The sequence below is a fragment of the Pseudomonas sp. GW822-FHT05A08 genome, from assembly GCF_058800485.1.
The window spans coordinates 3,065,951-3,086,683 of the sequence record NZ_CM179511.1 but is presented as its reverse complement, the minus strand read 5'-3'; the positions used below and the strand labels follow the sequence as shown (position 1 = coordinate 3,086,683).

Genomic DNA, 20,733 nt, shown 5'->3' with positions numbered 1-20,733 from the left:
CGGTTCAGGCCTCCTCGGCGGCGTCGCGGATGGCGGCGACGATATTCGGATAGGCCGCGCAGCGGCACAGATTGCCGCTCATGCGTTCACGGATCTCGCTGTCGCTCAGGCCGGCGGGCGGGCCTGTCAGGTCGTCGGTGACATGGCTCGGCCAGCCGGCGCGCACTTCCTGGAGCATGCCGACCGCCGAGCAGATCTGCCCCGGCGTGCAGTAGCCGCACTGGAAGGCGTCGCGGGCGATAAAGGCGGCTTGCAGGGGGTGTAGCAGATCGCCATTGGCCAGCCCCTCGATGGTGGTGATTTCGTCGCCGTCATGCATCACCGCCAGGCTCAGGCAGGCGTTGATCCGGCGGCCATTCACCAGCACCGTGCAGGCGCCGCACTGGCCGTGGTCGCAGCCCTTCTTCGAGCCGGTCATGCCCAGTTGATGACGCAGCGCGTCGAGCAAGGTGGTGCGTGGGTCGAGGTCCAGCAACTGGTCGCTGGCATTGATGCGTAGGGTGATCGCCTGGGACGGCAATGGGCGGGCGGGGCTGGGCGGCGTCGGGGCGGGTTGGGCCAGCGCGCCGCTGCCCCCCACCCAGAGCAGGCTGGCGGCGGCCCCGGCTTGCAGCAGCGCGCGGCGCGACGGACGCGGTGAATCCAGGTCTTGCATGGTGCTCTCCTGAAATGAACGGCTGGACGCGAGTATCGCCAAGGGCGCGGCGCCGTTCTTTCAGGTATCAGGACGAGCTTGTCAGGATTCTGGACGCCTGCTGGCGGTAGCTGTTCGGGGTGGTCCCGATGATCCGCCGGAAGGTCGAGGTGAAGTGGCTCTGGCTGGAGAACCCCAGCTCCAGCGCCATAGCGCTGATCGGCATGCTGCCGGCCCGCAGCAGGCTTTCGGCGCGGCGCACCCGGCGCTCGATCACATAGGCATAGGGCGCCATGCCGGTTTCGGCCTTGAAATGCCGGGCGAAGGTGTCCACGGGCATGCCGGCGATCCGCGCCAGTTCGGTCAGCGAGATGCTGCCTTCGATTCGTGCATCGACGTAGTCGCTCAAGCGCTTGAGCAGTTGAGGCCCCAGCCGTCCGCTGCCAGCGCTACCGGTATCGACCCGGCCCAGGCGCAGCCCCACCAGCGCCACCAGATGCTCTATGTAGCTGGCTTCCGGGACATGCCCGCCGGCCATCTCGGCGCTGAGGGCGGCGAGCAGCGAATGGATCACCCCATCGCCGCTGTTGATGCGCATGGGCAATTCAGCCAGCCGCGGGCAGCCGGGAAAATCCAGGGCAGTGTCGATCCACAGGGCGGTATAGATCAGGTCGGCATCGCGAAAATAGCCCTGGCGCTCGACGCCGGCCGGCACGAAGCTGATCGACCCGGGGCGGTCGCAGCCTTCGTAGGTGAGCGTTGAACTGCTGCGGATATGAGTCTTTGCCGTTGCCCCGCGCTCCGTGAGGATCACCACGTGCTGCGGCGCCGTCCAGCTGAGCTCGGCTTCGCGGCAGGCCCAGCGACGATGATCGATGGTCACCAGGCCGTCGAACAGCGACGCCGACTGCAGGACCGCGCCCTCGGCGCCGCGCGCGCGGATGCAGCCCGCGCCCACCCGAGGTTGCAGCAACAGGTTTGCGGATTCCCGTAACAGGGTCATGAGCCAGGCACCTCTGGAATACAGCGAACGGCCAGCGTACTCCAACAGTCGCGGCCAGTTCCAGGCGGATGGCGCGCGGGGCACCTTGCCTGCTTGTCGCGCCACCCTGCCCGGCCAAACCGAACTGATTTACAATGCCATTCTTTTTTTCTGGCTCAGAGGCTGGCGATTCGTGGATGCCCTGTCGCTTGTCTACAAGCACCTGACCGAGTGGGTAATCGCCCCTGTCACCGCGCAATTTCTCGGCATTTTCAATCTGAACGGCCGGCTCGGGGTCCTGTTCCTGTGCGTGTCCTACGGCGTGGCCTATGGCCTGTTCCGTTTCCGAAAGCGCCGCGGCTTGAGCCACGCCCGCTCGTTCTGGCAATTCCTCGGCGGCGGCCGGGTGCACCTGCATCCCTCGGCGCTGCTGGATTACCGCTACTACTTCGTGCGCGCCATCCTCAAGGTTGCGCTGGTGTTGCCCATCGTCCATCTGGTCGACCCTTACATCCTGCGCTCCGGGGACTACCTGGCCTTTTTCAGCAACCTCTGGGGCGAGCGCCCGCGCCTGGGCCAGAACCTGGGGCTGGCGCTGCTCTACGGGCTGGGGGTGTTCCTGCTCAAGGACTTCCTCCATTACTGGGCGCACCGGGCATTTCACTCGCGCTGGCTGTGGGCCTTCCACAAAGTCCATCACTCGGCGCCGGTGCTGGTGCCGGCGACGGCGAGCCGGGTGCACTTCGTGGAAAAGATCGTCGAGAAGCTGAGCATCAGCCTCGGCCTGGGCCTTTACGCCGGCTGCGTCTGGTATGCCTGCGGCGGCGAGATCGGCCGCTACACCCTGTTCGGCGTGACCTACCTGATATTCATCTTCAACAGCCTGGCGGCCAATCTGCGGCACAGCCATGTCTGGCTGTCGTTCGGCCCGCGGCTGGAGCATGTGTTGAACAGCCCGGCCCAGCACCAGATCCATCACAGTGACGCGCCCCGTCACTTCAACCGCAACTTCGGCACCAACCTGTCCCTCTGGGACTGGATGTTCGGCACGCTCTACGTCACCTCCTCGACACCCGAGCCGCTGCGCTTCGGCACCGACGAGCGGGACCAGCGGCGTTACCTGACGGTCTACAGCCTGATCGTCACGCCCTTCGTCGACACCGCCCGCAAGCTCCTGGCGAAACGCCCGCGCGGGGTGACGCCCGAGACGCCCTGGTCATAGCCGGGGCGACAGCTATTGCTCGAAGCGACTGCTGGCATCGCGGTCGCGCTCGTAGCGCCTGGCGAGTGGAAACGCCGGCAGCCAGGACTCGCGACGAATAGTCCAGCTTTCATAGGTGGGCTTGAGTTGGTCGGGGGCATCCAGGGCACCCAGGTTCACTTCGATTTCGTCGGCGCTGCGGGCGAACACCGACGAGCCGCAGTGCGGGCAGAAATACCGCCCGGCGTAGTCGCGGGTTTCGCCCTCGACGGTCACCGCGTCCTCGGGGAAGATCGCCGAGGCATGGAACAGCGCGCCATGGTGCTTGCGGCAGTCGAAGCAGTGGCACAAACCGACCCGGTATGGCGGCCCCGACGCCACGAGCCGCACCTTGCCGCACAGGCAACCGCCAGTGAATCGTTGCATGCCGTACCTCCTCTTGGGTCAAGCGTTGGTGGTGGCTGGCCAGGGCCGCGTCCAGTCATGGCGCCGGCTTGGCGGGCGCTGGCAGGCTGCCGGCCCGAGGCTCCTCTGTCTGCGCCTTGCGCTGCAACTGATTGCGCCAGACCCGATAAGCGCGGATGCCGGCGCGTACCGAGGGGAACAACAATCCCTGCTCCAGCTCGCGCGCCAGGCCTGAACGCACCAGCATCCGCAGGAATGCCCCGTGCGGCCGGGCAATGCCCAGGATGATGCCGCGGGCCAGCAGGGTGTCGCGCACCTCCCTGAGGGCCACGATGCCGCTGACGTCGATCGAAGTCACCGCCTCGGCGACCAACAGCACGGCGCGGGGCTCGGGCTCGCGTTCGACCGCCTCCAGCAGGCGCGCCTTGAAGTAGTCGGCGTTGAAAAACAGGATCGCGTCATCGAAGCGATACACCACCAGCCCCGCCAGTGTGCGCGCCTGCGGATATTGGCTGATATCGACCTGGCCTTCGATCCCGCGCACCCAGCCCAGCACCGCGTCGGTGGGCTGATAGATGCTTTTGAGCAACCGCAGGATCGCCAGCAGCACCGCGACGATGATGCCCGGCAGCACCCCCACGCCAATCACCCCCAGGGTGGTCAGCACACAGAGCCAGAACTCGAAACGGCTGAGCTTGCGGATGACCCGCATCGCCTGGATGTCGATCAGCCCCCAGCCGGCCATCAACAGCACCGCCCCCAGCGCCGCCTGGGGGATCCAGGCCATGGGCGCGGTGAAGAACAGCAGGATCAGGGCAATCACCAGGGCGGCGATGATCCCCACCAACTGGCTCTTGCCGCCCACCATGCTGTTGACCGCCGTGCGCGAATCGGCGCCGCTGATGGCGAAACCGCTGGAGACCCCGGCAGCGATATTGGACACCCCCAGCGCCAGGAACTCATGGTTGGCATTGACCGTATAACCGTTCCTCGCGGCGAAGCTGCGGGCCGTCAGCATCGCACTGCAAAAACTCACCGTGGCGATCGCCAGCGCATCGCGCAGCAGCCGTTTCAGTTCGCTCAGGTTGGTCTCGGGCCAGCTCAACTGCGGCATGCCCGAAGGGATCGGCCCCAGTACCGAGACCCCGTAGCGGTCCAGGCGCAGCACCCCGACGCACAAGGTGGCGATGGCCACCGTCACCAGCGCTGCCGGCAACCTGGCAAAGCGCCGCGGCAACCAGATCAGCAGCGCCAGGGCGCCCGCCCCGATGGCCAGGGTCGGCCAATGGGTTTCGCCAAGCCGCTGCAGCATGTTCAGCAGGCTGAGAATGAAACCGTCGCCTTCGATCTTGTAGCCCAGCACCTTGCCCAGTTGCCCGGCCAGCAGGCTCAGGCCGATGCCGTTCAGATAGCCGATCAGGATCGGCCGCGAGAAAAAGCTGGCAATAAACCCCGCTCGGGCGATGCCGGCGCCGATCAGCATCAGGCCGACCAGCACCGTGACAATCACCGCCAACTGCGCCAGGCGCTCGGGATCGCCCAGCGCCAGGGGCGCGATCGCACCGGCGACCATGGCGCAGGTGGCCGCATCCGGCCCGACCATCAACTGCCGCGAACTGCCCACCAGGGCATAGACCATCATCGGCAGCACACAGGCATACAAGCCGTACTGGGGCGGTAGCCCGACGATCTGGGCGTAGGCGATGGCAATCGGGATTTGTACGGCGGCCACCGACAAACCGGCCTGCAGGTCGTACCTGAACCATTCGCGGCGGTATTGCAGGAGATTGGCCAAGCCTGGCAGCCAACGAGCGAGCAGCATGGAGGTACCTTTGAGCAGGGGCTTTGACGTAGGGATATGCCGGGCACGAAACCTCGTGCCCTGGATGAGAGATAAGCAGAGTCGGTTTTCTTTTCAATAAAATTGCGGCGTATCGAACCTCCCCTGGTTTAGCAGGCACCGCGGTTGCCTCCTGGCGAAACGCTTGCGCGGGTGGCGCCCAACCATCTGCGGTATCCGATGATCGGGCCTGGCAGCTGGCAGGCTCCTTTACTAGTGTCTACCCAACAGCAGCCGAACCGGTTTTAACGGGCCTGAGTTCACTGTCCATGCCGTACTCCTTTTCGAACAGTAGCGTGTTCGCCTACTCGTTCCTCCCGGTACTCAAGGAGAGAACCATCCAGGAAGTGCACATGACACTTCTTGCCTGCCAAGGGACATTCTGAAACGTATCAGGCTTTCAGCTAGAGGGTTTTACACCCGAGCGCCGAGGTGAAAAGAGGCGCACTCATCGAAAGGAGATCGAAGATGGCTAGCATAATGAAAGTTTTGGACATCCACCTGTCACTGCTCAAGTCCAACCCACCACAGCTGCATATATTGGCCCATGGCCTGGTGGGCTCTCCGGGCTGGACCAACCCAAGATTGCAACCGCGGTTTTACATCGACTTCCCGAAAGACGGGATTCAAGACTTTGACTTCGTTGCTGACCCGCCTCAGGGAGTTTCCATACTCCCCGTCTACCCCATCACCGCATCGGAGTACTGGGAAAACCCGCCACTGGGTAAGCTCAAAGGCATAAGAGTCCACTCTGCCACCAACTCGGTTGAAGAGTATATCGAGGGTGCAAAATCCATAGCCTGTTAATAGTCAAAACAGAGGGATATGTGTCAGGCCCTGCCTGACACATATCAGATCGAATCCAGCCTTCAGCCATTGCCTATTTTTTGCTGTTCCTGGGGTCGTCCGCCGGGTTGAGGTAGGTGATGCCCCAGGGGCCCGTGCCGTGGAGCTGGAGCACGGTTTCCTGTTTTTGCGTGGCGGCGTACATCGGCGTGCCGACGGGAATGATCAGGGTGTCACCCGGGTGATAGGCCTTGGCCTTGGCCGCGTCGAAGCTGTCGCCGGTGGCGAAGTAGAAGGTGCCCGAGATCACGGTGACACGTTCGGTCACGGGGTGGGTATGCACGCCGATTTTCGTGTTGGCCGGCAGCATCAGGCGCATCGTGAAAGGCTCTGGTTTTTTCAGGTCGCCTTCGATCACCGAAATCATCACCCCGGGCCCTACCGAGGGCGCGGGTGTCCATTTCAGTTCGGCGGGGGTGGCGGCAATCAACCCTGTGCCCTCGGCGAGCGCGGCAGATGCCAGGAAGGCTGCGCTGAGAATGGCCAGTGAAACAGCGACGGCTTTGTGGGCGCTCATCGTGATGTCCTCGCATTTGAGAGCGGTGGGTGAATCGCAGCAGCAGCCGACATAGCGTCAACGCAAAAGCACAGCGGCTGCGCGATCGAGTCATATAGGGTGACGATAGCCGAACGCCGATGCGCGGATATATCCATTGCGAACAGCCTTGATAGCGCACGGGCATGGATGCTGGACTCCTGCCGATCTGCGCCTGCCTGGCAAAAGACAAAATTGCCATGTGTTTCCTTCGTTCTTTCATACGTCGCAGTTCTCACTGCCCGTTGCCCATGCCTGGAGTTCCCCCCGATGCCCTCGCCCCGTCCCCTGCCCGCTGCCTTGCTGGGCCTGGCCCTTGTCTGTCCGGCCCCGGCCGAAGCCCAGGGCCTTGAGCTGGGACAAGTGCTGATCGGCGCCGAGGAGCGCAGTGGCGAAGACGCATCGACCGAGGAGGCCAAGGCGCGGCTGGCCCAGGTGCCCGGCGGCAGCAATGTGGTGGACCTGCGCCGCCCGCTGCAGGGCCGCGTAGCCAGCAATCAGGATGTGCTGGCGTATCAGCCGGGGGTCTATGCCCAGTCCGCGGGCAACGAAGGGGTGAAGATCTCGATCCGTGGTTCGGGGATCAACCGCGCGCCGGGCGCCCATGCCTCGGGGCTGTACACGATGCTCGACGGCCTGCCGTTGAGCGGCCCGGGCGGCACACCCTATGAGTTGCTCGAGCCGCTGTGGCTCGAGCGTGTGGAAGTGCTGCGCGGCGCCAACGGTTTCGACCGCGGCGCCCTGGCCCTGGGCGGCGCCATCGACTACATCAGCCACACCGGCTACGACGCGCCGAAGTTGCAGGTGCGCTACGCCACCGGCAGCCACGGTTATCAGCAGCGCCAGGTCAGCTCCGGGCAGGTGCTGGGTGACTTCGACTACTACCTGTCCCTGACCGACGCCCGCTCCGATGGCTACCAGGACCACAGCGCCAGCAAGAGCCAGGGGGTGATCGCCAACTTCGGCTATCGCTTCAACCCGAACCTGGAAACCCGCTTCTACATCCGCCATCGCCAGACCGACAACGACCTCGCCGGGCGGGTCACCAAAGGCTCCATCGAGCACGACCCACGGGCGGCCAACCCGGCCTACGTAACGCGGGGCGACAGCCGCGACCAGCCGGGCAGCACCTTTATCGGCAACAAGACCACCTGGTACATCGACGACGATTCAAGTATCCAGACCGGCCTGGTCTACCACGACTACCCCATGGACCTGCGCGAAGGCCCCAACCGCCTGAAGGTGGCCTACACCGATGTCAGCGGCACCTTCGACTACAAGCGCCGCGACACCCTCTGGGGCCTGGAAAGCCACAGCACCCTGGGCCTGCGCGTGACCAAGCACCTGCCCAACTCAGGGGCCAGCGAATTGGTGCGTATCCCCAGCGGCAACACCGCCGGCTACGCGCCGGGCACCCACATGCGCAACTTCACCTACCAGGGTTCGGACAGCGTCCTGCATCTGGGCAATGACCTGGAAATCGCCGACGACCTGTGGCTGACCACCGGCCTGGCCGCCATCTACACCCGCCGCGAAAGCGCCGTGACCTACCCCGACGGCGGTGGCAAGACCAGCCTCGGCGACTGGGACTACGCGCCGCGCGTGGGCCTGCGCTACCAGCTGACCCCCAACCTGCAACTGTTCGGCAACCTCAGCCGCTCGGTGGAGGCGCCCCACCCCTGGTCGCTGATCTACAGCTCCAACATTCGCTTCCCGGCCGGCAGCGGCGCCGCCACCGGCACCCAGCGCGACCCGATCAAACTGCAAAACCAGACCGCCACTACCCTTGAACTCGGCGGCCGTGGCGACAGCGCCATCGGCCAATGGAGCCTGGCCTGGTACTACGCCCAGGTGCGCCACGAACTGCTCTCGGTCTTGCCGGACGCCAACGCCACCACCCCCTACGAGCTCAACGCCAGCCCCACCGTGCACCAGGGCGTGGAAGCCAGCCTGGACAGCACGCTGTGGTCGCGGGACGACGGCGGCCAGTTGAGCCTGCGCCAGAGCTACACCTTCAGCGACTTCCACTACCGCGACGATGAACGTTTCGGCGACAACCGCCTGCCGGGCCTGCCGATGCACTACTACCAGGGCGAGTTGCGCTACGACTGGCCCCTGGGCTTCTTCGCCGCGCTCAACACGCAACTGGTGTCCAAAGTGGCGGTGGACTACGCCAACAGCTATTACGCCGATCCCTACGCGCTGTTCGGCGCCACCCTGGGCTACAACGCGCCCAAGGGCGACTGGCAGACCTGGCTCGACCTGCGCAACCTGACCGACCAGCACTACGCCGCTACCGTCACCCCGGGCTACGACGACAAAGGCCTGGACGCCGCGCGATCGACGCCGGGGGAAGGCATGGCGATGTATGTCGGAGTGTCGTGGAGTTTGCGCTGAGGGGGTCGAATCAGGGCGGTTTCCGCCCTATGCCCAGGCGCGTTCAGGACGTCGTGCCCCTCCATCTTGCCGGATCAATGTGACAGGGATGACCGTTACCGAATGGGTCGCGACCGGCCAACAGCCGGTACTCGCCCAGCGTTTAATCGATGGCATTGATGATTATTATCGAGAGGCTCGCCTCTCGGCGTGCCAAAACCGACTCCTATAATCGCCTCGAATTTTCCCCCGCGCCCCTGTCCGCCTCAGGCGACATCCCCCTTGGAACCCAGCACCATGTCAAGCGCAAGCCAGGCCCCTCACGGCCTCCTCGAACATAGTCAACAGAGCGTCAAACAACAGTGGCTGGCGATTCTCTCGGTCGCCGTGGGTGCCTTCGCCCTGGTGACCAGCGAGTTTCTCCCGGTGGGCGTGCTCAACGATGTCGCCAGCGACCTGGGCATCACTGCTGGCCACGCCGGTCTGATGGTTACCCTGCCCGGCATCATGGCCGCCCTCGCCGCCCCCTTGCTGTCTGTGGGCATCGGTGTCCTGGACCGTCGCAATCTGCTTATCGGCCTGACGCTGATCATGATCATCGCCAACTCGGTCGTGGCCTACGCCAGCGACTTCAACCTGCTGCTGTTCGGCCGTGTGCTGCTGGGCATCAGCATCGGCGGTTTCTGGGCTACCGCCATTGCCCTTAGCGGCCGCCTGGCCCCCAAAGGAGTGGGCGTAGCCCAGGCCACCTCGATCATCATGGTCGGTGTGACCCTGGCCACCGTACTGGGCGTGCCCGTAGGCACCTGGCTGAGTGGCCTGATGGGGTGGCGCATGACCTTCCTGGTCACCGCGCTGTTGGGTATACCGGTGCTGCTGGCGCAGGTCTTCCTGCTTCCGCGGCTCACCCCGGACAAGGCCATTCGCATCAGTGACCTGCCGGCCTTGTTCATCAACCCACAAGCTCGGGTCGGACTGATCGCAGTCTTGCTGATCGGCCTGGCGCACTTTGCCGCGTACACCTATGTCGCCCCCTTCTTCAAACAGAGTGCCGGCTTCGATGGGCCGACTATTGGTTCATTTCTGCTGCTGTATGGCGTGGCCGGGGTCGTGGGGAATATTTTCGCCGGCTTCGCCGCCAACCGGAGCGTGCGTCATACCCTGTTGCTGGTCGCACTGATGATCGGCACCAGCACTGCCCTGTTCCCCTACTTCGCCACCGGCATGACTGGCGCTGCGATGTTGATCGCGCTCTGGGGCTTCGCCTTCGGCGCCTTCCCGGCCTGCGCCAGTATCTGGATGTTTGTCGTAGCGCCCAAGGATGTCGAACGCGGCATGCCACTCTTCGTCGCCTTGTTCCAGGTGATTATTGCGTTGGGCTCGTTCTTCGGCGGGAGGATCGTCGACCAGCTGGGCAGCTCGGTGCTGTTGAGCCTGGCCACGGTCCTGGTGGGCTGCGGTTTTGTCACGGTACTTGTGCTGGGACGCAAGGTCAGTAATAGCCTGGCGGCCCAACCCGGCTAACAGGTTGATGTAAATAGCCGGGCCTTGTAGCAGCAATGGCCGCTCAAGCGCCATGGATCAGCTCTCGGAGGACACCACGGACTCCGGACTGGACTCGGCAGCCAGCTTCAATCGGTCGGCCTTGCTGATGTATTTGGGCTTTCGCGGTGCCAGCTTGGCACTGGCCTTTTTCGCGTTAGCCTTTAATAGCTGATTGATTTTCTTGCGACGATTCATGTTTTTTCTGCTCGGTTTGTGAATGCTTGAATGATAGGGGATTCAAAGCGCCCCTTCCTGTACAACCCCTGGACCGCGTTCAGGCCAGCAGCTCGCTGATCCACCGGGCCTGCCGGGCGATGTCCTGGACCTTCTCCTCGGGCACGGCCTGCCGTGCCCGGGCGAAGTGGGCCAGGGTCTTGTGTTTCAGGCGCAGCATGCGCTGCCACTTGGCCAGGAAGGCCGGGCTGCGGGCCTGCAGCTGCAGCGGGCCGAAGTACAGCTCCTCGGCGGTATAGCTCACCGGCCCGGCGCGTTCGGCGACGATGATTTCGTAGTAAAAGCGGTTTTCCCGCAGCACTTCCTCGCCGAGGATGCGGTAGCCATGCTCCATCAGCCATTGGCGCAGGGGCTGCTCGCCGCCGTTGGGCTGCAGGATCAGGCGTTCCTGGCCACTCAGGCGCGCCTTGCCGCTGTCGAGGATGTCGCGGATGGTCTCGCCGCCCATGCCGCAAATGCTGATCGCCGTGATCCCGTCTTCCGGCTCGATCGCCGCCAGGCCGTTGGCCAGGCGCACGCTGATGCCCGAGTCCAGCGCGTTTTCGCGCACGCTGCGCTGGGCCGCGTGGAACGGCGTCAACGCCACCTCGCCGGCCACCGCCGCGGCGATAAGGCCACGGCGCAGCAATGCCACCGGCAGGTAGCCGTGATCCGAGCCGATATCGGCCAGGCGCGCACCCGTTGGCACATGCGCCGCCACGCGCTCCAGGCGCATGGACAATGTCTGTTGGTTCAACTGCCGCCCCTTTTCACCACGAACGTCCGGCGCCTGTGGCCGGATCGGGGCGCGATTCTGTCGGGCAATGCCGTGCATTTCAAATTTATGCGACCAGGGCCAGGGTTCGCGCCGTCCTGCCAGGCACCGCCCGCTAGCCGCCTCAGTCGTCGAAGCCGTAAAGGACCGCCGGGTTATCCGCCAGGATGCGCCGGCGCCAGGCGCCGTCCGTGGCCCAGTGGGACAGCAGGTCGAGCATGGCGCTGTCGCTCGGCCTCGGGTCGCGCCCCGGGTGCGGCCAGTTGCTTGCCCACAGGCAACGTTCCGGGTGGCTATTGATCAGCGTCTTGGCCAGTACGCCGACATCCTCGTACAGCGGCGCGCCGACCCGGGAGGTTTCGTAAGGAGCGGAAAGCTTGACCCAGGTATTGCCGCCGTCCAGCAAGCGCAACAGGGTCTGGAAGGCAGCATGGCCAACGGGGACCGGCTCGAGGAACTTGCCCACATGGTCGATGCTCAGCCTGCTCGGCAACGCCAGCAGACGCTCCTGATAACAAGGCAGGTCGCGGCCGTCGAGTTGCAGATTGATCACCCAGCCGAGTTCGGCAATACGCCAGGAAATCCTTTCCAGCGCGTCCCAGGGCAGCACCCCGCCCGCCCCTGGCACCATCATGAAACGTACGCCGCGCACACCTTGCTGATGCAGGCGGGACAGTTCGCTCCAGCGCGTTTCGGCCTTGATCACGGCGATGCCCCGCGCTGCCTGGCCGGCCTGCAGCAGCGCATCCAGCAGGCAGGCATTGTCAAAGCCGTACCCCACTGGCTGGACCAGCACCGCGCGCTGCAGGCCCAGTTGCTGTTGCATCCGCGCGTAGTCGCTCCAGGTCGCGGTCGGGACCGCCGATGGCGCCGCAAAGCGCACGGGGTCGTACACGTGCACGTGGCAGTCGGTGGCGTGGCTGGGCAAGGTCATAGTCGCGAGTACTCCTGGTTAGTGGGATTGCAGCCGGAATACATCCCGGGCGCGGGCCGCGCGCGCCAGGTTCACCGCCCCCTGCGGAACTCGTCCTGCGAGCAAGGCCTGGACCTGGCGCACGGTGTCCATGGCCTGATGCTCGCTGGCTTCGGGTGTCAGCCCACCGATGTGCGGGCTGGCAATGACCTTGGGATGGGCGGCCAGCAGTGGCGCGGGCATCTGGTCTGGCGCGCGGCCGACATCCAGCGCACAGCCACCAATCAGCCCCTGCTCCAGTGCCTCGAGCAGGGCAGTGTCGTCCACCAGTTCCCCGCGCGAGGCGTTGATGAAGAACGCGCCGGGGCGCATCGCGCGAAAGGCCTCGCGCCCGAACAGGTTGTAGGTCCGCTCGACCGCCGGCGCGAGGCAGACCACATAATCGGCGGCGCCGATGGCCTGCTCGAACGACACCTGTTCGATGCCGGGCTCATCGATCCGGGCATTCGGGTCATTGACCCACACGCGCATCTGCAGCAGCCGAGCAATGTCGGCCAGGCGCTTGCCAATGAAGCCGTAACCGATGATCCCCAGCGTCGCCCCGCGCAACTCCCGCCCCATGAGCACCTGCGGCGCCCTGCCCTGCCAGTAATCGGCGGCCGCGCGGCTGATGCCCCGCGCCAGGTCGATCATCACGCCGATCACCCATTCGCTCACCGAGCGGTCGAACCCCGGCGTCGCATGGGTGACCAGAACGCCGTGACGGCTGGCGGCTTCAACATCGATGTTGCGGATGTCCACCGCCACCCGGCAGATCGCCGCAAGCTGTGGCAGGCGTTCGAACAATTCGGCGGGCGCGGCCGCCTCGCGGCTGGCGACAATGATCGAGCAGCCCTGTGCCCGATCGACCAGTTGCTCCAGCGACAGCGGATCGGGCGAGTCGTTGAGCCGGACATTGCCCAGGGCCTGAAGCTGCCTGAGCGGCTGCTCGGCGTAGTAATTGGCGCGCACGCCGGGGGCATGGGTCAGGAAGATCTCAGTCATGGTCACGCTCGCTTGTCGGCGCCGGGCCGGGCCACCGAATGTCGGGAAATCAGCATTGGCTGGAACACCAGATTGACAGCGGGCAGCTGTGGGTCGCGGGAACGCTCGACCGCGCGCTGGACCATGATGTCGGCCATCTCGGTCAGCGGCATGGCCACCGATGTCAGGCTGGGGTTGCTGAACGCGGCAATGGACAGGCCGTCCATGCCGACCACCGAGATGTCCTCGGGCACCCGCAGCCCCGCCTGGATGAGCCCGGACATCAGGCCCATGGCGAGCATGTCGTTGACGGTGACGACACCGGTCGGCCTGGGCGTCATTGCCGCCAGATCGGCCGCCATGGCGAATCCCAGGTCGGCAAGCTCCGAATCGCCGAACGTCTCGAGCACCGGCCCTTCGATGACTGTGGCGCTGACCTGCGCGCCCTCCTGCGCGGCGCGCTCGCGAAAGCCCTCGATCTTCGCCGTACGGCTGATGGTCTTGCCGCTGGGCACCAGAAACGCCAGGCGCCGATGACCGTGTTCGATCAAGTGCGCGGCGGCGATATAGCCCGCCTGGAAGTTATCCGGCGACACATGGTCCACCCGCGAGTCGCTGTCCTCGGTGGTTTGCCGGTCGTAACTGACGACCGTCAGCCCACGCTGTACCGCGGCCTCCAGGTGACGCTCGTCGTCCTGGGACGAGACCACGATCACCGAACGCACGCCGAACGACAGCAGGTCATCGAACATCCCGGCCTCCTGCTGCTTGTCGCGGTGGGTGTTGCCCAGCAGCAGCCGGTAGGAAAACTGCGCCCGGGCGGCGGCCTCGATCTTCAGGGCGATCTGCCCGTACATCGGGTTGGCGGTGGACGGAACCAGCAGGCCGAGCATTGGCGTATGGCCAGTCTTGAGCTGCCGCGCCACCCGGTTGGGCTGGTAGCCGAGCTTGAGAATCGCCGCTTCGACGCGAGCGAAGGTGTCGGCGCTGAGCTTGTCGGTGCGCTGGTTGAGCACATTGGACACAGAGCTGACCGAAACCCCCGCCAGAGCGGCCACATCGTGAATCGTTGTCATGTTTTGCATTAACCCATATTGAAAGTGCGCGGCAGCCACAGGGAAATCGATGGCACAAGGACAATCAGAATCAGCATGGCCGCCAGCAGGCAGAGGTATTTGACCATCCGCCGGGAAACCTCCTCGACCCGCGTGCCGGTCATCGCGCAGGTGGCGAACAGCCCCAGGCCGAACGGCGGCGAGAACAACCCCAGGCCCATGGCGATCACCGCGACGGTGCCGAAGTGAAAAGGACTGACGCCCACCTGCACAGCGATCGGCACCAGCAGCGGGCCGAAGATGATCAGCGCCGGCGCACCCTCGAGCACCGCGCCGAACACCACCATGATGATCACCGAGGTGATCATAAACGCCACGGGGCCATAGTCATGCGCCAAGGCCAGCATGAAGTCGGAAATGATCGCCGGAATCTGCAGGATCGTCAGGGCGAACGCCAGGCTGGAGGCGGCGGCGATGATGAACAGGATACCCGCGGCCATCGAGGCCGAGCGCACGAACAGCCTGGCGATGCCTTTGAACGTCAGCTCGCGGAAGGTCAGCCCGCCCACCAGTAGCGCGTAGACCACTGCGAACGCCGACACCTCGGTGGAGGTGGCCACGCCGGAGGTCACGCCCTTGCCGATCATCGTCACCATGATCAGCGCCACCAGCGCGCCCCCCAGCAGACGCACGACCGGCCGGCGCGAGGGGAAGGCCAGGTCGGGGTCGACCTTGCGTCCGAAGATCACCGCCAGGGTCGCCAGGCCCAGGGCGAGCATCACCGCCGGCACGATGCCGGCGAGGAACAGGCCGCCGATCGAAATGTTCGCGACAAAGCCCATGATGATCATGTTGATGCACGGCGGGATGGTTTCCGCCATCACCCCGGAGGCCGCCAGGACCGCCGCTGTCTCCGCCGGGTCCTGTCGGGTGCGGCGCACGGCGGGCACGACGATCCCGCCGACCGCGGCGATATCCGCCAGCTTCGAACCCGACACGCCGGAGAAAAATGCCGTGGCCAGGATGGCGATCAGGTTCATCGAGCCCCGTACCCGGCCGAAGAGCCGTACCAGCAGTTCGATCAGGCGCGAGGACATGCCGTTGGCTTCCATCAGCAGCCCCGCCAGCACGAAAAACGGAATCGCCAGCAACACGAAGTGATCCATCCCGGCCATGACCTGCTGCGAGTAGATCACCATCGGCAGCGACGGATCGCCGATGAAGTACAGCAAGGCGCACAGGGCCAGGACGAAGGCAATCGGTACGCCCGCCAGCAGGCCGCCGAAGAAGCCGCCGACCAGCAGGCCCCAGGGTTGCAGGGCGTAAGCCTCGACCTGGGTGTTCCAGGCATACACCGAGCCGCCAACCAGCAGGCAGCCGAGCAACGTCAGCCAGGTGACGGGAGTGGCACCGTTGACGGCATTGGCAATGCCCACCGCCGTCATCAGCAGCGCGCCGACGAACACCGGCAGCACATTCAGCCACTGCGGCAAGCCCATCGGGGTCACGACGTTGACCGAGTCTTGCAGCAACAGCCAGGACGAGAACGCCAGCCCCGCCGCCGTGCCCGCTACCAACCAGCCCCCGGTCTGCTGCGCGGCCTGTTGCCAGCCGGCGGGCAACAGCGCGCGGAAGAAGTCCACCTGTACATGTTGTTTGCGGGCCAGCACCGTAGCGCCGCCGAGAAACACCAGCATGACCATCAGGCCACGGGCAACTTCCTCGGCCCAGTCCACCGGGTGATGCACGAAGTAGCGCAGGATCACCGAGACGAACACCACCGCCACGTTCAACGCCAGCACCACCGCGCACAGGCGTTCGACCCACCGACACAGCAGCGCCAGCAAGCTGCCACTGCCCGGCGTTGTGGCAAAGCCCCAGTCGTCGGCCATGGCGGCCGCTGCGTTGGTCTGCCCGGGATGTTCCTCTACCACTTGATCCGCGACAGCGAGAGCGTCGGATGAACTCATGGTGTCTGTCTCCTCTTGTTATGGGGGCTGGCCTGGATCACGCCCTGGCCGCGTCGATAAGTCCCAGCACCGACGCCATGGACGGCGTGGTCCGGGTAAACGGCAGCCAGAGTTTGTCGCGCATGAGGGTACGGATGCTGGCGCGCTCGGCGTCAGCCATGGGGAAGAAGGTCATGCCGCCCTTGCCCAGCGCGGCGATGGCTTCGGCGCCTTTGATCGCGGCCGCCCGGCGCTGGGACACGCTGGCCTCCCGGGCAGCCGCCATGAACACCGGTTGCAGGTCGGCAGGAATCTTCGCCAGCCCGCGCTTGCCGATCACGGCAATGCAAGGGCTGAACAAATGGTCGGTCTGCCAGCTGTGGCTCACCACTTCGTCGAGCTTGTTGGCCAGTACGCTGGCGGCATCGTGCTCGAAGCCTTCCACCACCCCCGTCTGGATGGCGGTGTAGACCTCATTGAAGGCAATGGGGGTCGGGATCGCACCCAGCAGCTTGAAGGTTTCGATGAACGCCTGGGTCGGCAGGACCCGCAGCTTGGTATTCCTGATGCTCTCGAGATCCTTGATCGGCGGCTTGGTATAGACGCTGCGCGCGCTGAAATGCGCGCCCCAGCCCACGACCGAGCAACCGGTGCGCTCGCGCAGCAGCCCGTTGTAGATCTCGCCGACGCCGCCATCCACGGAGCGGGCGACATGCTCGTAGCTGTCGAACAGGAACCCCAGGTCCAGCAGCGCCAGTTCCGGCAGGGCCGTGGCCCAGATCGAACTCCCGGAGACCATCAGGTCGATCGAGCCCAGGCGCACCTGTTGCACCACATCGGCCTCTTTGCCGAGTTGGCCGTTGGGGAAAAAATCGATACGGATACGGTCGCCCACGGACTGTTTCAGGTTCTCGGCCAGGCGTTGGTAGAACAGGTAGTGCGCCGAGTTCTCGTCCGCCGTCATGGTCGAGGACAAGCGCAATACCGAAGGGGCGGCACGGGCAATGGAAGGCAGGGCCAGCGCGCAGGTACTGAGGGCGGCACACTGCACGAAACGACGTCGGGTCAGAGGCATGAGGCTGTTCTCTTTTGTTGTTGTTTTGCGACATTTGCATGAGTTAGTAAAACGTTTTACTAAATCGTTTTACAAACTACCTCCAATAACCCGGATCTGGCAATGGAAATTTGCCCACGAAGCAGACATTGCCTTCGAGCAAAGCGTCCGACGGGGCCACGCGCGGTCGAAAACCGTCTCCGGTCCGGACACACGAACGGCTTCGTGCCCTGCCACGGCTATCCGCGGGGACTCGCGGGCTACGTCGTGTATCCCACTGTATCTACCGCCCTCCCCGGTACACGCGCTTGCATCCGCCCCGGGATTCGGACACAGGCCAGATACGTCGCGGCCGTCAAATGCAACCCAGGTTGAAGGGGATCAGCCAGGTCCCCCGCCCCACGGCTTGCAATCCAATGGAGAGATCAGCATGAAGATGACACTGCGCAACCACACCATCGGCGCGTCGGTCCTGGCCCTCACCCTGTTCGGCATCCTCGGCACGGCCCAGGCGCAGACGCCCGCAGCGGCGCAAACCGACGCGAGCAGCACCGGCACCACTTATGCCGCCCCTTCGCCGTTCGGCCCGCTGAAGCATGTCAACGCCGGGCTGCTGGATGTGGCATACGCCGAAACCGGCCCGGCCGATGGCCCGGTGGTGATTCTGCTGCACGGCTGGCCGTACGACATTCACAGCTTTGATGAGGTTGGGCCCTTGCTGGCGGCCAAGGGTTATCGGGTGCTGATGCCCTATGCCCGCGGTTACGGCGATACCCGTTTCCTGTCGGCGAAAACCCTGCGCAATGGCCAACCGGCCGCGCTGGCCAGTGACGTCATCGACTTCATGGATGCGCTGAAGATCAAGCAAGCAGTGCTTGGTGGTTATGACTGGGGCGCGCGTTCGGCGGATATCGTCTCGGCGCTGTGGCCGGAGCGGGTCAAGGCGCTGGTGTCGGTCAGCGGCTACCTGATCGGCAATCAGGCGGCCGGCCAGAACCCGCTGCCGCCCAAGGCGGAATTGCAGTGGTGGTACCAGTTCTATTTCGCCACCGATCGCGGTCGCGCAGGCTATGAGAAAAACACCCACGACTTCGCCAAGCTGATCTGGCAACTGGCCTCGCCGCAATGGACGTTCGACGACGCCACCTTCGAGCGCAGCGCCAAGGCCCTGGACAACCCCGACCATGTCGATATCACGGTGTTCAACTACCGCTGGCGCCTGGGGCTGGTTCAAGGCGAAAGCCGCTACGCCGCACTGGAACAGAAACTGGCCACGGCCCCAACCATCAGCGTGCCGACCATCACCCTCGAAGGCGATGCCAATGGAGCGCCGCACCCGAACCCCGCGGATTACGCCAAGCGTTTCACCGGCAAATACCAGTTCCGCCTGATCAGCGGCGGCATCGGCCACAACCTGCCGCAGGAAGACCCGCGGGCGTTCGCCCAGGCGGTGATCGATGCGGATCGTCTTTGACCAGAGGTCTGCTGCCAGCCCCCGCCATGAGGGGGCTGGCGTTTTGCTCTAGGCTACAGAATGCTGGATCCCCTCTTGACCCACATGCCACAGCAAGGAGCGCTGCTCATGTCCGCTTTCCAGAACGCACAGACGATCGATGGTTTCACCATGAAACTGTGGCGCGGCGAACGCATGTGCCTGATCGGTTTCGATGTCGAGAGTCCTCCCGCGGACCTCGTGGGCTTTGCCATCGAATGCAGGTTTCCCGGTACCGACGCGTTCAAGCCCCTGCCCAACCGCATCGCCTTTGCCTACGACGAGCCGGCCCACAGCGCGGTCGATGGCCAGCGCAAGTATTCCTCGCTGGAAGCGCCCTTCCAGAAGTTTCGCTGGGTTCACGTCCCCCATGAGGTCGACCAAGGCACCTTCACCTACCGGGGCCGGATGATGCACATGGCCAACGACGGCCAGCTGGTTCCCGGCACGGTCATCGAACTGTCGATCGACCTCGACCCCATCAGCTACGAAGACATCCTCGACATTGGTTTCACCCGGGGCTTTACCTCCTCGCAGGCCTTCCGCGACCGGGTGCCCGCGGGCGTCAAGGTCGATGTGTATGGCAAGAGCCTGATTCCATCGAAAACCAAGGACGGGCTCGACCACCCGAAGACCGAGACGGCCATGTACCAGTGGCTCGGCTTCGAGGCGGTGTCGATGATTTTCGCGGTGCTGGATGAAGTCCTGCGGCAGCCGGACACCACCCTCGATGTCTTCGCCTACGACTTCAACGAACCGGACATCCTCGCCAGACTGGAGGCGCTGGGTAGTCGCCTGCGCATCATTATCGACGACGCCGGCGATCACGCCGCCGCCGACAGCTGCGAGACCCGGGCCGCCAGCCGCCTGCTGGCCTCGGCCGGCGCGGACCGGGTTCGACGCAGCCACTTCCATGGCCTGCAGCATCACAAGGTGCTGATCGCCCGGCGCAACGGCAAGCCTTACCAAGTGCTGTGCGGCTCCACCAACTTCAGCTTCCGCGGCTGCTATGTGCAGAACAACAATGCGCTGTTGTTCAAGCACCTCGAGGTAGCGGACCTGTTCGGCCGGGTCTTCGACGCCAGCTTCAGCGATCCGAAAAACTTCGAGGCCAGCGACCTGGCGCAGAAATGGCACGTGATCGAAACCGGCACCGCAACGACCGCTGGCCCGCGCCTGCATTTCTGTTTCTCGCCACACAACGGCAGCGACCTGTCGCTCAGCCCGATCGGCGGCGCGATCGACCAGGCCAGCCGCTCGGTGCTGTTCAACATCGCCTTCCTCAACCAGATCACCAGCGGCCCCCTGTACGAGTCGATCAGCCGCCTCTACAAGCGTCCGGTGTTCAACTATGGCGTGACCGACAAGGCCTCGGGCATGGATGTGATCAAGCCTGATGGCACATCGGCCGAGGTGGATTTCGCCTATCTCGCCCAGTACGCACCGGAACCTTTTCGCAGCGAGTGGTCCGGCGGCACCGGTATTTCGGTACACAACAAGTTCGTCGTCACCGACTTCAACCTGCCGAGCGCCAAGGTCTTCACCGGTTCCTCGAACCTGTCCATTTCGGGGGAAGAAAAAAACGGCGATCACCTGGTCCTGATCGAGGACCAGAAAATCGCCGTGGTCTATGCCATCCAGGCCCTGCTGATATTCGATCACCTGCACTTTCGCAGCGTGATGCAAAAAGCCTTCACCAGCGCCGATGAGACCCAGGGGAAGCAGCCACCGCCACTGTTGCTGAAAAAACCCACGGCGATCTCGGGCCAGCCCGCCTGGTTCGAGGCGTACTACGTCGCAGGTTCGCAGAAACAGGGCGACCGGCAGTTGTTCTCTCACTAAGGGCACGAACTGTCGAAAGGTGCCAGGAAGGCCTCATGCCCTGCTGGCGCCTG

The 20,733-nt window shown here is 64.6% G+C and carries 18 protein-coding genes; 6 read left to right on the top strand and 12 right to left on the bottom strand.

What is annotated here, in order from left to right; all coding sequences use genetic code 11:
• Positions 1–4 precede the first annotated feature (4 nt).
• Positions 5–655 carry a 2Fe-2S iron-sulfur cluster-binding protein gene (locus tag AC3RCP_RS13915; RefSeq protein ID WP_101337696.1) on the bottom strand — a complete coding sequence of 217 codons (651 nt, stop codon included), beginning with the start codon at positions 653–655 and terminating at the stop codon, positions 5–7.
• A 67-nt stretch (positions 656–722) separates the two neighbouring features.
• Positions 723–1,637: a helix-turn-helix domain-containing protein gene (locus AC3RCP_RS13910; RefSeq protein ID WP_101337695.1), complete on the bottom strand. Its 915-nt coding sequence runs from the start codon at positions 1,635–1,637 to the stop codon at positions 723–725.
• A 172-nt stretch (positions 1,638–1,809) separates the two neighbouring features.
• Here AC3RCP_RS13910 and AC3RCP_RS13905 point away from each other — a divergent pair, with 172 nt between their 5' ends.
• Complete coding sequence (locus AC3RCP_RS13905; protein ID WP_492570471.1) at positions 1,810–2,838, top strand: sterol desaturase family protein; 1,029 nt, start codon at positions 1,810–1,812, stop codon at positions 2,836–2,838.
• Positions 2,839–2,850: 12 nt separating this feature from the next.
• Here the strand turns inward: AC3RCP_RS13905 and AC3RCP_RS13900 are convergent, their stop codons facing one another.
• Positions 2,851–3,243 carry a GFA family protein gene (locus AC3RCP_RS13900; protein WP_101337694.1) on the bottom strand — a complete coding sequence of 131 codons (393 nt, stop codon included), beginning with the start codon at positions 3,241–3,243 and terminating at the stop codon, positions 2,851–2,853.
• A 55-nt stretch (positions 3,244–3,298) separates the two neighbouring features.
• The gene (locus tag AC3RCP_RS13895) at positions 3,299–5,044 is read right to left on the bottom strand and encodes a SulP family inorganic anion transporter (RefSeq protein WP_492570033.1); all 1,746 of its coding nucleotides are present in this window, start codon (positions 5,042–5,044) and stop codon (positions 3,299–3,301) included.
• Positions 5,045–5,530: 486 nt separating this feature from the next.
• Between AC3RCP_RS13895 and AC3RCP_RS13890 the strand changes: the two genes are divergently transcribed.
• The gene (locus tag AC3RCP_RS13890; RefSeq protein ID WP_101337692.1) at positions 5,531–5,869 is read left to right on the top strand and encodes a hypothetical protein; all 339 of its coding nucleotides are present in this window, start codon (positions 5,531–5,533) and stop codon (positions 5,867–5,869) included.
• Positions 5,870–5,942: 73 nt separating this feature from the next.
• Here AC3RCP_RS13890 and AC3RCP_RS13885 read toward each other — a convergent pair whose 3' ends face one another.
• Positions 5,943–6,425, bottom strand: a complete 483-nt coding sequence (locus tag AC3RCP_RS13885) for a cupin domain-containing protein (protein WP_492570031.1) — start codon at positions 6,423–6,425, stop codon at positions 5,943–5,945.
• Between the two features lie 288 nt (positions 6,426–6,713).
• Between AC3RCP_RS13885 and AC3RCP_RS13880 the strand changes: the two genes are divergently transcribed.
• Both AC3RCP_RS13880 and AC3RCP_RS13875 read left to right on the top strand, forming a co-directional pair.
• Positions 6,714–8,840 (top strand): TonB-dependent receptor family protein, encoded by a 2,127-nt coding sequence (locus tag AC3RCP_RS13880; protein ID WP_492570029.1) that lies wholly within the window; start codon positions 6,714–6,716, stop codon positions 8,838–8,840.
• Between the two features lie 276 nt (positions 8,841–9,116).
• Positions 9,117–10,343 (top strand): MFS transporter, encoded by a 1,227-nt coding sequence (locus AC3RCP_RS13875; RefSeq protein WP_087089273.1) that lies wholly within the window; start codon positions 9,117–9,119, stop codon positions 10,341–10,343.
• 57 nt (positions 10,344–10,400) lie between these two features.
• Here AC3RCP_RS13875 and AC3RCP_RS13870 read toward each other — a convergent pair whose 3' ends face one another.
• From AC3RCP_RS13870 to AC3RCP_RS13840, 7 genes are all read right to left on the bottom strand, one after another.
• Complete coding sequence (locus AC3RCP_RS13870; RefSeq protein WP_007931951.1) at positions 10,401–10,559, bottom strand: DUF2986 domain-containing protein; 159 nt, start codon at positions 10,557–10,559, stop codon at positions 10,401–10,403.
• A gap of 79 nt (positions 10,560–10,638) precedes the next feature.
• On the bottom strand, positions 10,639–11,334 hold the full coding sequence (locus tag AC3RCP_RS13865) for a tRNA (adenine(22)-N(1))-methyltransferase (RefSeq protein ID WP_492570027.1): 696 nt from the start codon (positions 11,332–11,334) through the stop codon (positions 10,639–10,641).
• 142 nt (positions 11,335–11,476) lie between these two features.
• Positions 11,477–12,286, bottom strand: a complete 810-nt coding sequence (locus AC3RCP_RS13860) for an amidohydrolase family protein (protein ID WP_101337689.1) — start codon at positions 12,284–12,286, stop codon at positions 11,477–11,479.
• Between the two features lie 18 nt (positions 12,287–12,304).
• Entirely contained in the window at positions 12,305–13,309 is a 1,005-nt protein-coding gene (locus AC3RCP_RS13855; protein ID WP_101337688.1) for an NAD(P)-dependent oxidoreductase, read from the bottom strand.
• A 2-nt stretch (positions 13,310–13,311) separates the two neighbouring features.
• Entirely contained in the window at positions 13,312–14,364 is a 1,053-nt protein-coding gene (locus AC3RCP_RS13850) for a LacI family DNA-binding transcriptional regulator (protein ID WP_492570025.1), read from the bottom strand.
• Positions 14,365–14,372: 8 nt separating this feature from the next.
• Positions 14,373–16,313 (bottom strand): TRAP transporter large permease, encoded by a 1,941-nt coding sequence (locus AC3RCP_RS13845; RefSeq protein WP_492570024.1) that lies wholly within the window; start codon positions 16,311–16,313, stop codon positions 14,373–14,375.
• A gap of 37 nt (positions 16,314–16,350) precedes the next feature.
• On the bottom strand, positions 16,351–17,367 hold the full coding sequence (locus tag AC3RCP_RS13840) for a TRAP transporter substrate-binding protein (protein WP_492570022.1): 1,017 nt from the start codon (positions 17,365–17,367) through the stop codon (positions 16,351–16,353).
• A gap of 409 nt (positions 17,368–17,776) precedes the next feature.
• Between AC3RCP_RS13840 and AC3RCP_RS13835 the strand changes: the two genes are divergently transcribed.
• Complete coding sequence (locus AC3RCP_RS13835; RefSeq protein ID WP_492570020.1) at positions 17,777–18,820, top strand: alpha/beta fold hydrolase; 1,044 nt, start codon at positions 17,777–17,779, stop codon at positions 18,818–18,820.
• Positions 18,821–18,928: 108 nt separating this feature from the next.
• Complete coding sequence (locus AC3RCP_RS13830; RefSeq protein WP_492570018.1) at positions 18,929–20,680, top strand: phospholipase D-like domain-containing protein; 1,752 nt, start codon at positions 18,929–18,931, stop codon at positions 20,678–20,680.
• The last annotated feature ends 53 nt before the right edge of the window (positions 20,681–20,733 follow it).